Here is an 11,355-nt window from a genome sequence, read left to right as displayed (position 1 = left end):
CCGTCACGTATGTTCATGGTGCGCGGCATCACATGTCAAGAGGTCAGAGCGACGTTCACCTCGGACGACGCCGCGCCGGGGCCGCGCCGGACGCCCGTCAGGGCAGCCGGGCGGGCAGGATCGAGCGGGGGATCGGGCCCTTGTTGCGGCGGCCCTGCTGGGTCTCCTCCCAGGCGTGGGCGAGGATCCCGATGCTGCGGCTGAGGACGAACAGGCCGCGGGCCAGGGGCGCGGGGAAGCCCAGTTCGGCGTAGATGATGGCGGTGGCGCCGTCGATGTTCATCGGGATCGGCCTGTCGCCCTTGGCGGCGAGGTACGCCTCGACCGCGAGGCCGGCGCGGAGATGGTCCCCGGGCACGACACCGTCCTGGACGGCGCTCTCGACCAGGCCCAGGAGCGGGTCGCGGCGCGGGTCGACCGGGTGGAACCGGTGGCCGAAGCCCGGGACGTAGCGGGGCCCCTGGCGGACGGCCCGCTCGACGGCGGCCGGCAGGTCGGCGCCGGCGGCCTCCGCTTCGAGGATCCCGTCCAGGAACCGGACGCACTGCTCGCCGGCGCCGCCGTGGCTGTCGCCCAGCGTGTTGACCGCGCTGGCGACCGCGCTGTTGAGGCCGACGCCGCAGGTGGCGGCCATGCGGGCGATGGCGATGGAGGGGGCCTGCGGGCCGTGGTCGACCGCGGCGACCAGGGCCGCCTCCAGCAGCCCGGCCTGCCGCGGGTCCGGCAGGTCGCCGCGCAGCATCAGCCAGATCATCGAGCTGAGGCCGGTGGTGCCGATGAGGTCCTGCACGGGACGGCCGCGCAGTTCGATGACGCCGGGTTCCATCCGGGAGACGGCGGTGGCCCACCAGCCGGCCACGGCCCCCGTCGGGTCGATCTCGGTCACGGAAGCTCCTCACGGTGCCGGCTCATGGGTGCGGTCTCACGGGTGCGGTCTCACGGGGTGACGGCCGTCTCGGTGCCGTTCCAGCGCGCCGCCAGCTCCCGGCGCTCGCCGTTCTGCTCGCCCAGCAGCGGGGGCGGGGCGGCGGGACGCAGGGGCTCGCCGTCATGGAGGACGCCGCTTCCGGCCACCCGCAGGGTCCTCCCGGACCCGTCCGGGAAGGGCAGGTCGGTGAAGAAGCCGCGGTGGCGCAGCTGCTCCAGCTCGACCGCCTGGGGGACCTCGGCGACCCGGGCCGCGGGCACCCCGGCCGCTCCGAGGGTCTCCTCCCATTCCCGCGCGGTACGGCGACGCAGGACGGTGTTGAGCTCGCCGTCGAGTTCCTCGCGGTGGAGTTTGCGGGCCTCCCGGTCCGCGAAGCGGGGGTCGTCGAGCAGGTCGCGGCGGTCCAGGATCGCGCAGAGGGTCTCGAACTGCTCCTGCCGGTTGGCGGCGATGTTCAGCGGGCCGTCGGCGGCCTCGAAGGTGCCGGACGGGGCGGAGGTGGCGTTCTGGGTGCCCATCGGCTCCGGCGGCACCCCGCTGACCAGGTAGTTGGACACCGCCCAGCCCATGGCGGAGACCGCGGCCTCCAGCATGGAGACGTCCAGGAAGGTGCCCCGGCCGGTCGACGCCCGGCCGGCCAGGGCGGCGCAGATGTGCAGCGCGGCGGCGAGCCCGCCCACGGTGTCGCAGACCGGGAAGCCGACGCGCAGGGGCGCGGTCTCCCTGGTCCCGGTCACGCTCATCATCCCCGAGAGGCCCTGGATGATCTGGTCGTAGGCGGGGGCCTGGCTCATGGGGCCGGTCTGGCCGAATCCGGAGACGGCGCAGTAGACGAGCCGGGGGTTGAGCTCGCGCAGGCGGGGCCAGCCGAAGCCCAGGCGGTCGAGCACGCCGGCGCGGAAGTTCTCCAGCAGCACGTCGGCGCCGCGCACCAGGTCCTCGAAGGCGGCCCGGCCCGCCGGGGCCTTGAGGTCGATCTCGAGCGACTTCTTGCCCGCGTTCTGGGCGAGGAACGACGCGCCGAGGCCCGCGCGGTTCAGCTCGGGGTCGGGGCCGAGGTTGCGGGCCAGGTCGCCCTGCCCGGGGGTCTCGACCTTGACGACCTCGGCGCCGAGCAGCATCAGCTGGTAGCTGCAGTAGGGTCCGGCGAGCACGTTGGTCAGGTCGAGGACCCGGATGCCGCTGAGCGGTCGCTCCTGCATGCGCTTGCTCCTTCGGTGGCGCGCCGCGGCGGCGCGCGCGTTCCTACGTGATCGGCGGGATCAGTGCGCGGGGGCGAGCGGGTGGTCGAAGCCGCGCTCGGACATCTCCTTGGCCACCTGCCGCAGGTCCGCCGCGAACAGCTCGACCTGGTCGTCGGTGAAGCGCACGGTGGGGCCGCTGAGGGACAGCGCGGCGACCACCTTGCCGGAGCGGCCCAGGACCGGGACGGCGACGGCGGACAGCCCGTCCTCCCGCTCGCCGTGGCTGACCGCCCAGCCGCGGTGCGCCGCCTCGTCGATCCACTCGCGCAGGCGGCGGACGTGGCCCTCGCCGTAGGGGGAGGAGACGGCGATCCGGGCGAGCAGCCCCTCGGGCGCGTCCCGCAGCAGCACTTTGGACGAGGCGCCGGCCCAGAGGGGGAGTTCGTCGCCGACGTGGACGACGTGCCGCAGCGGCTGCGGGCTCTCCTGCTGTGCCACGCAGACCCGGTAGATGTCGCGGAGCATGTAGAGGTTGACCGTCTCCCGCTTGCGCGCGCCCAGGTCGCGCATCATCTTGCGGGTCTCGGGCGGGAGTTCCCAGCTGCTGCGGGCCAGGTGGGCCCACCGCCACAGCCCGGGGCCCGGCAGGTAGCCGTTGGGGGTCGCCCAGAGCAGGCCGTTGTGCTCCAGGGTCTGCACGAGCCGGATGACGGTGGTCTTCGCCAGGCCGGTGGCGGTGACGATGTCGCGGATCGTCACCACGGGCCGTTCCTCGCTCAGCAGCGACAGGATCTCCACGGCCCGCTGCACGCTGCGCACGCCCTGGGCGTCGGCCGGCGGTTCGGCCTCGGGCTTCCTCGCTGGACTCACAGGCGTTCGCTCTCCCTGGCTCTGGTGGTCTCCCGGATTCGTACGTTACACACAGTCCGCATGGCGGTCTAGTTGGACCGTCAGCCGGTGCAGAGGGAGGTGCGGGTCCAGAAAAACCTCCGCTCGCCCTTCCGTCTGTGAGCCAGGTCACCTATAACTAACTCACTGGTTCGAACATTAGAGACGATCCTTCCTGGCCTTCACCGTCGTGCGGACCGCCCGCGGCCCGCGGACGGGCGCAAGTTCCGGCGAGAGGGGCCTTGTCAGGGGCGGCGGGTGCCCTTACGTTGGCTCGCAGGTCCGCGAAGTGGGCCTGATGAACCGTTTAGCGGTCCAGGAGGAAGTTGATGCCGAACCCGGTTCTTGCCGCCGATCCCGAGGCCGCAGCGGTACAGGCGGCGGCTCTGGTGGCCGGCGGCTGGGTCACCGATGGTCCGCAGAGTGAACGAATCGGACCGTATTCGCGGCGGCTCGTGAGCCGGGCGCCGTCCGCCGGCCCCGAGGACGTCGCCGCCGTCCGGGCCTATGCCCGCACGTCCGCGCGGACGGTGGCGGGCCTGGCCCCGGCCTCCCGCGCCGAGATCCTCGAACGCGCCTCGGCCGCGGCCCTGGAGCGCCGGGACGAGCTGGCCCGCCTCCTCGCCCTGGAGCTGGGCAAGCCCCTCAAGGACGGGCGCGGCGAGATCGACCGGGTGGCCGACACCTTCGCGGTGTGCGCCGCCGAGGCCCGGCGGATCGGCGGCGAGACACTCCCGGTGGCGGGCTGGGACCGGGGGATCGGGAACACCGCGTTCACCTACCGCGCCCCGGCGGGCGTGGCCCTGGCGATCACGCCGTTCAACGCCCCGGCCAACCTGCTGGCGCACAAGCTCGGCGCCTCCTTCGCCGCGGGCAACACCACGATCGTCAAGGCCCCGCCGCAGGCCCCGGCCGCCTCCACCGCCGTCGTCGCCCTGCTGGTCGAGTCCGGGATGCCGGTCGAGGCGGTGCAGCTCCTGCACGGGGGCGGCGAGGTCGGCTCGGCCCTGTGCGCGGCCGGCGAGGTGAGCGTCATCAGCTTCACCGGCAGCGCCGCGACGGGCGCGGCGGTGGCCAGGGCGGCGGGCGCCAAGCGGCTGGTCCTGGAGCTGGGCGGCAACGCCGCCACCATCGTCTGCGACGACGCCGACATCGCCGCCGCCGCGCGGGTCTGCGCCCGCACCGGGTACACCAACTCGGGGCAGAGCTGCATCTCGGTGCAGCGGGTGTACGTGCACCGCCCCCGCTTCGAGGAGTTCCTGGACGCCTTCACCGCCGCCGTCGCGGCGCTCAAGGTCGGCGACCCGCTCGACCCGGCCACCGACGTCGGCTCGATGGTCGACGAGGAGGCCGCCGAACGCGTCGTGCGCTGGAGCGCCGAGGCCGCCGCGGCCGGTGCCCGGCTGGTGCTCGGCGGTGAGCGCGACGGCGCCACCGCCGCCCCCACCATCGTCGCCGGGCCGCCCGACGACGCCGCGGTCGTGACCGACGAGGTCTTCGGGGCGCTGGTCGCGGTCCTGCCCTTCGACGGCCTCCCCGAGGCGATCGAGCGCTGCAACGCCGGCCGGTACGGGCTGCAGGCCGGGATCTTCACCCGCGACCTGGAGCGGATCATCACGGCCTGGCGCGATCTGGAGGTCGGCGGGCTGGTGGTGAACGGCTCCTCCAACTACCGGCTGGACCACGTCCCGTTCGGCGGCGTCAAGGACTCGGGCTTCGGCCGGGAGTCCCCCGGCTGCATGATCGACGACTACACCGTCGTCAAGACCCTGATGCTGCGCGGCGTCTCCCTCTGGGGAGCGCGCGGATCAAGCGACCTGCCCCGAGACGAGGAGAACGCCCGATGACCGTCGACACCCGCGCCCACGACGGCGAGTCCCTCGGCCGCGCCGCGGCGGTCACCGCGGCCGAGGCGCTGGTCCGCCAGCTGGAGTCCTACGGCGTCGAGTACGTGTTCGGCACCTGCGGGCACACCAACATCGCGCTGCTGGACGCGCTGGGCCGCAGCCCGATCACCTTCGTCATCGCGCGGCACGAGCAGGCGGCCGCGCACGCCGCGGACGGCTACGCCCGTGCGTCGGGCCGCCCCGGGGTGCTGCTGGTGCACGTCGGGCCGGGGATGATGAACGCCGTCACGGGGGTGGCGACCGCCGCGCTGGACTCGGTGCCGCTGATCGCGATCTCCGGGGACGTGCCCTCCTACTACCACGGCCGGCATCCGCACCAGGAGGTGAACCTGCACGCCGACGCCGACCAGACCGCGATCTACCGCCCGTTCGTCAAGCGGGCCTGGCACGTGCACCGCGCCGAGGACCTGGGCCGGTTCACCGAGCGGGCCTTCTGGACGGCGACGAGCGGCCGGCCCGGCGCGGTGCTGCTGAACGTCCCGATGGACCTGTTCTCCCGGCCCGTTCCGGGCGAGGAGCGCCCGCTCCCGGCGAGCACGTCCGGGCCCGACCTGCCCGCCCCGGTCGCCGAACGGATCGCCGCGCTGCTGGACGGGGCCCGGCAGCCGCTGATCTACCTCGGCGGGGGCCTGCGCGGCGGGCCCGGACGCGCCGCGCTGCTGTCGCTCGCCGAGCACCTGGACATCCCGATCGCGCACTCGCTGATGGGCAAGGGCGCCGTCCCCGACGACCACCCCCTGCTGCTGGGCATGCCGGGCTTCTGGGGACTGCGCACCACCAACGACTACGCGCGCACCGCCGACGTGGTGCTGGCGCTGGCGACCCGGTTCGCCGAGACCGACGCCAGCTCCTGGGACCCGCGGTTCACCTGGAACCTCGGCCCCGGGCAGGGGCAGGGCCGCCTGGTCCAGATCGACATCGACCCGGCCGAGATCGGCCGCAACCACCCCGTGGAGGTCGGCGCCGTCGCCGACGTCGCGCGGGCGGTCGAGGCGATCGCCGCGGCGGTGCGCTCGGCCCGGCCCGAACCCCTCACCCGGCCGGGGCTGCGCGAGCGGATCCGCACCGCGCGCACCGAGCTGTTCGCCGGCAGCCGCGAGCGGGGCCGCGCCGACGACTTCCCGCTCAGGCCCGAGCGCATCCTGCGCGACCTGCGCGACGCCCTGCCGGACGACGCGATCCTCGTGACGGACGTGGGCTGGAACAAGAACGGCGTCGCCCAGTGCTACGAGCTGCCCGCCGAGGGCCGGTTCATCACGCCCGGCGGCGCGTCCACCATGGGCTTCGGGCCCGCGGCCGCGATCGGCGTCCAGATCGCCCGGCCGGGCCGCGTCGTCGTCGCGCTGATCGGCGACGGCGGGATGAGCGCCCAGCTCCCGGCGCTGCCCATGGCCGTCGAGCAGGGCCTGCCGGTGATCTTCGTGGTGATGAACAACCGCGCCCACGGCACCATCGCCGACCTGCAGGCGGCCAACTTCGGCGCCGCCTACGGCTGCGAGTTCCACGACCCCGACGGCCGCCCCTACAGCCCCGACTTCGCCGCCCTCGCGCGATCCTGCGGAGCCGACGGCTACGAGATCTCCGCCCCCGGGGAGCTGGGCACCGCACTGCGATCGGCCGTGACCCGGCGGCGCCCGGCGGTGCTGGACGTCCCCATGGTCAACGAGCCGGTGCCCACACCCGGGCACTGGAACATCAACGACATCTACCAGGGCGCCTTCCCCGGCGAACCGCCCCGCGCCTGACCCCGTTCTCCCGCACCGCCGCCGTCCCCCGCCGCCTTCCGCAACCCCCACCCCCCGAGGTGACGCTCATGTTCAACCTGTCCAGGTTCCGTCTCTCCGCCCTGGCCGCCGGTGCGCTGGCGGCCTGCCTGACCGCCGCCTGCGGCGCCCCCGGCGAGTCGGAGGACTCCGGTTCCGGCGGCTCCGGACCGATCAAGATCGCCGTCGTCAACGCCCAGAGCGGCCAGCTGAGCTCGCTGGGCAAGTGGGAGCACAAGGGCGTCAAACTCGCCGTCGACGAGTGGAACAAGGCCGGCGGCATCAACGGGCGCAGGATCCAGCTGGACGTCTTCGACGACCAGGGCGACCCGACCGTCGGCACCAACATCGCCCGCAAGATCGCCAGCCAGAAGTACATCGCGATGCTCGGCACCGCCGAGAGCGCCGTCACGATCGCGATGGCGCCCGTGCTGCGCCAGTTCGAGATCCCCAACATCGCCTCGGGCCAGTCCCCGGGCATGGTGGCGCTCAAGAGCCCCTACCTCTTCCTCAACGGCCCCACCAGCACGACCTACGACGAGACGCTCGCCAAGCACCTCGCCGACACCGAGAAGATGAAGAAGTTCGCGCTGATCACCAACAACGGCGCGTACGGCAAGGGCGAGCACGACGCGTTCAGCAAGGCGCTGGCCGACCGCGGCGTCAAGCCGGTCGCCGACGAGGTCGTCACCATCGACCAGAAGGACTTCAGCGCCCAGCTGACCAAGATCCGGCAGGCCGGGCCCGAGGTCGTCTTCCTGGGCGCCGAGGAGGTCGAGTCCGGGCTGATCGTCAAGCAGGCGCGCGACCTCGGCATCACCGTCCCGTTCGCCGGCGCCGCCCCGCAGGGCACCCCCGTCTTCATCGACACCGCCGGCGCCAAGAACGCCGAGGGCACCATCGTCAGCTCGCCCTACCTCAGCAACGACATCGGCGAGGCCGCCAGGAAGTTCGCCGCCGCCTACCAGGCCGCCTTCAACGAGGAGGCCGAGATGCACGGCGCCAAGGCCTACGACGGCGCCCAGATCATGCTGACCGCGCTCAAGAACAGCGATGTCGCGACCGGGAAGAAGCTGGCCGACGCGATCCGGGCCGTGCGGCACCGGGGGCTGCTGGGCGACTTCGTCTACGACGAGACGGGCGTCGGCATCAAGGCGACCAGTATCGGGCTCATCAAGAACGGCAAGCTCGTCCAGGCCGAGGGCTGACCGGAGAAGAGAACCATGCAGGTCTTCCTTCAGACACTGATAGGCGGGCTGAGCCTCGGCGCGATCTACGCGCTGGTCGCCATGGGCTTCTCCCTCGTCTACCGCACCATGGGACTGGTCAACTTCGCGCACGCCGACGTCCTGATGATCGGCGCGTACGCGGCGTCCACCTTCTACATGTCGACCAGGCTGCCGTTCGCGGTCGCGATGGCGCTGGCGATCGCGCTGACCGGGCTGATCGGGCTGTTCATCGAGCGGGTGCTGCGCCCGCTGGAGAACAAGGACTTCACGCTGATGCTGATCGGCACGATCGGCTTCGGGATGGTGCTGCAGGCGGTGGCCGTGCTGATCTGGGGCGCCACCGGGCACGCGGTCGACAACCCGGTGCAGGCCGCGCCGATCGAGCTGTTCGGGCTGCGGGTGCGCACCTACGACCTCGTCGTCCTGCTCATCGCGGCGGTCGCGGTCGTGCTGCTGGTCGGCTTCCTGCAGCGGACCAAGCGGGGCGCGGCCATGCAGGCGGTCGCGATGGACCACGAGGCCGCCACCGCCGTGGGCATCCACGTCGGCCGCAGCAACGCCATCGCCTTCGCGATCGGCGCGGGGCTCGCGGCGCTGGCCGGCGGCCTGGTGGGGCCGCTGCTGTACGTCAACCCGACGATGGGCGGCGCGATCGGCATCAAGGGGTTCGCGGCCGCGATGCTCGGCGGCTGCGGCAACATCCCCGGCGCCATCGTCGGCGGGCTGGCGATCGGGGTCCTGGACTCCTTCGCCGCCGGGCACTTCCAGGGCTACTCCGAGCTGGTGGTGTTCCTGGTCTTCACGGTGATCATCATGGTCCGCCCGCTGGGCCTGTTCGGCGAGATGACGGTGAGCCGAGCATGAACCTCCCCGGTACCTTCCGGCATCCCCGCGCGCCCAGGGTCGGCGGGCTGGCGGCACTGGTCGCGGCGGCCTGGATCCTGCCGTACCAGGTCGGCGGCTACGCCATCCACGTGGTCAACATCGCGCTGGTGTTCGCCCTGCTGGCCATCGGGATGGGCCTGGCCATGGGCATCGCCGGGCAGATCAACCTGGCGCAGGTCGCCTTCTTCGGCGTCAGCGCGTACGCGACCGCGATCCTCACCACCCACAGCGGGCTGGGCTTCTGGCCCGCGGCCGCGCTCGCCATGGTCGCCTCGGCGCTGGTCGGGCTGCTGGTCGGGATCCCGGCGCTGCGCATGCAGTCGCACTACCTCGGCATCGTCACGCTCGGCCTGGCGCTGGGGTTCATCAACTGGACGACCAACGCCGAGATCGCCGGCGGCGCCGAGGGCATCTCCGCCATCCCCGTGCCGCCGATGTTCGGCATCGACCTGACCAGCGAGTACCTGTACTACTACCTCGAAGTGGTGGTGTTCGGGCTGGCGCTGGCCTTCGGGCTGTTCGTCGTCCGCACCGGGCTCGGGCGCCGGCTGAAGGCGATGCGGGACGACCCGCTCGCCGCGGGCGCGGTGGGCGCGGAGATCCCCCTGCTGCGGATGGCCGCGTTCATGCTGTCCAGCGTGTTCGGCGGCGTGGCGGGGGTGCTGTACGTCGGGCTGATCCGCTACATCGCGCCCGAGACCTTCAACATCGCCAACATGTTCCTGCTGCTGGCGATGGTGGTGATCGGCGGGCGGCAGAGCCTGGTCGGCTGCGTGGTCGGCGCGATCGGGCTGACGCTGATCCGCGAGCAGCTGGTCGACTACCCCACCATCGCCCAGCTCGGATTCGGCACCGTCGTGGTCATCATGGTCGTCTTCGCCCCGACCGGGCTGGCGGGCATCCCGGCGCGGGTCCGCGGCGCGGTCGACCGGCGGCGCGGCAGGTCCGCCGACCGCGCCGAGCTGCGCCCGTTCCAGCCGTACGAGCCCGCCGCGAAGGCCGCGGGGGCGGACGCGGAGGGAGCCCCGCCCATGCTCGAGGTCCGCGAAGTGAGCAAGCGGTTCCGCGGGCTCAAGGCGCTGGACGGCGTGTCGGTCACCGTCGCCCGCGGCGAGATCCGCGGCATCGTGGGGCCCAACGGCTCGGGCAAGACCACGCTGTTCAACGTCATCAGCGGTTTCTACAAGGCGTCCGGCGGGCGGGTGGTCCTGGACGGCCGCACCGTCACCGGCGCCCGCCCGTACCGGCTGTCCATGCTGGGCGTCGCCCGCACCTTCCAGAACCTGCGGCTGTTCGGGGAGATGAGCGTCAAGGACAACCTGCTGGTCGCCCTGGACCGGTCGCGCACCGTCGCGAGCTGGCGGTACGTGCTGTGGCCGGTCGGCGTCCTGCGGCGCGAGCGCCGGCTCGACGAGCGGGCGGACGCGCTGCTGGAACGGTTCGGGCTGACCGAGTTCGCCGGCGCCGCCCCGGGCTCGCTGCCGTACGGCATCCAGCGCCGCATCGAGATCGCCCGCGCGATGGCGGGCTCGCCGCGCGTGCTGCTGCTGGACGAGCCGGCCGCCGGCCTCAACGGCGAGGAGGTGCGGCAGCTCGCCGAGATCGTCCGGTCCATCCGCGGCAGCGGCGTCACGGTCGTGCTCATCGAGCACAACATGGGCCTGGTCATGTCGCTGTGCGAGCGGGTGACCGTCCTCGCCGGCGGCGTGGTCATCGCGGAAGGCACGCCGGAGGAGGTCGTCGGCGACCCCGCGGTGATCGAGGCCTACCTCGGCGACTCGGCCATGGCCGAGATGCCCCTTCCGACCACGGAGGTGAGCTCATGAACGGCGGTACCGCGACCTTGGCGGTGGAGGACCTCTCGGTCCACTACGGCGGGGTGTGCGCGGTCAGGTCGATCTCGTTCACCGTCGAGCCCGGCCGGTCGGTCGGCATCATCGGCGCGAACGGGGCCGGCAAGACCTCCACGCTCAAGGCGCTGATGGGGCTCGTGCCCCGCAGCGGCGGCCGGGTCCGTTTCGGCGAGACCGACCTGGCCAGGGTCAGGGCGCGGGACGTGGTCCGGCACGGGATCGGCTACGTTCCCGAGGGACGGCACGTCTTCCCCGGGCTCACAGTCGAGAAGAACCTGATGCTCGGCGCCTACGCGCGTTCCTGGCGCGACTCCGCCACCCGGGAGACGCTGGGGGAGGTGTACGAGCTGTTCCCCGTGCTGGGGGAGATGCGCGGGCGCCTGGCCGGGGCCCTGTCTGGCGGGCAGCAGCAGATGCTCGCCGTCGGCAGGGCGCTGATGGCCAAGCCCCGGCTGCTCCTGCTGGACGAGCCGTCCATGGGCCTGTCGCCCAAGCTCGTCGAGGACATCCTCGCGGTGCTCGTCCGCCTGCGCGAGGAGGGCCTGAGCCTCCTGCTGGTCGAGCAGAACGCCAAGCTGACGTTCGAGGCGACCAGCGACTGCGTGGTGATGGAGAACGGCGAGGTCGCGATGACCGGCACGTCCCGGGAACTGCGCGAGGACGTCCGCGTCCGGCGCATCTATCTGGGCCTGTAGAGGGTGGCGTGCACGGGTGGCCG

9 protein-coding genes are annotated in these 11,355 nt (G+C 72.8%); 6 read left to right on the top strand and 3 right to left on the bottom strand.

The features are described 5' to 3' along the window. Window positions 1-97: 97 nt before the first annotated feature. Genes ACFPZN_RS09405 through ACFPZN_RS09395 form a run of 3 tightly spaced genes read right to left on the bottom strand, consistent with a single transcriptional unit; the run spans window position 98 to window position 2,982 of the window. Window positions 98-886 (bottom strand): citryl-CoA lyase, encoded by a 789-nt coding sequence (locus tag ACFPZN_RS09405; protein ID WP_378281443.1) that lies wholly within the window; start codon window positions 884-886, stop codon window positions 98-100. A 50-nt stretch (window positions 887-936) separates the two neighbouring features. After that, window positions 937-2,130 carry a CaiB/BaiF CoA transferase family protein gene (locus ACFPZN_RS09400; RefSeq protein WP_378281442.1) on the bottom strand — a complete coding sequence of 398 codons (1,194 nt, stop codon included), beginning with the start codon at window positions 2,128-2,130 and terminating at the stop codon, window positions 937-939. Window positions 2,131-2,190: 60 nt separating this feature from the next. Continuing rightward, on the bottom strand, window positions 2,191-2,982 hold the full coding sequence (locus tag ACFPZN_RS09395) for an IclR family transcriptional regulator (RefSeq protein WP_378281441.1): 792 nt from the start codon (window positions 2,980-2,982) through the stop codon (window positions 2,191-2,193). 347 nt (window positions 2,983-3,329) lie between these two features. On the opposite strand from ACFPZN_RS09395, the gene ACFPZN_RS09390 reads away from it, so the two are divergent. The 6 genes from ACFPZN_RS09390 (at window position 3,330) to ACFPZN_RS09365 (ending at window position 11,332) form a co-directional block, all read left to right on the top strand. Further along, window positions 3,330-4,847, top strand: coding sequence for an aldehyde dehydrogenase family protein (locus tag ACFPZN_RS09390; protein ID WP_378281440.1), 1,518 nt, complete (start codon window positions 3,330-3,332; stop codon window positions 4,845-4,847). Beyond that, a complete protein-coding gene (locus ACFPZN_RS09385) occupies window positions 4,844-6,652 on the top strand; it encodes a thiamine pyrophosphate-binding protein (RefSeq protein WP_378281439.1) in 1,809 nt (602 codons plus the stop codon). The genes ACFPZN_RS09390 and ACFPZN_RS09385 overlap by 4 nt, the downstream gene beginning before the upstream one ends. Window positions 6,653-6,720: 68 nt before the next feature. Continuing rightward, on the top strand, window positions 6,721-7,878 hold the full coding sequence (locus ACFPZN_RS09380; RefSeq protein ID WP_378281438.1) for an ABC transporter substrate-binding protein: 1,158 nt from the start codon (window positions 6,721-6,723) through the stop codon (window positions 7,876-7,878). 15 nt (window positions 7,879-7,893) lie between these two features. Further along, complete coding sequence (locus tag ACFPZN_RS09375; protein ID WP_378281437.1) at window positions 7,894-8,763, top strand: branched-chain amino acid ABC transporter permease; 870 nt, start codon at window positions 7,894-7,896, stop codon at window positions 8,761-8,763. Continuing rightward, complete coding sequence (locus tag ACFPZN_RS09370; protein ID WP_378281436.1) at window positions 8,760-10,610, top strand: branched-chain amino acid ABC transporter ATP-binding protein/permease; 1,851 nt, start codon at window positions 8,760-8,762, stop codon at window positions 10,608-10,610. The genes ACFPZN_RS09375 and ACFPZN_RS09370 overlap by 4 nt, the downstream gene beginning before the upstream one ends. Next, window positions 10,607-11,332: an ABC transporter ATP-binding protein gene (locus tag ACFPZN_RS09365; protein WP_378281435.1), complete on the top strand. Its 726-nt coding sequence runs from the start codon at window positions 10,607-10,609 to the stop codon at window positions 11,330-11,332. Before ACFPZN_RS09370 ends, ACFPZN_RS09365 begins: the two co-directional genes overlap by 4 nt. Window positions 11,333-11,355 lie beyond the last annotated feature (23 nt).

The sequence above is a fragment of the Actinomadura rugatobispora genome (assembly GCF_042656285.1).
GTDB lineage: Bacteria > Actinomycetota > Actinomycetes > Streptosporangiales > Streptosporangiaceae > Spirillospora > Spirillospora rugatobispora.
This window is presented reverse-complemented; position numbering and strand designations above follow the sequence as displayed.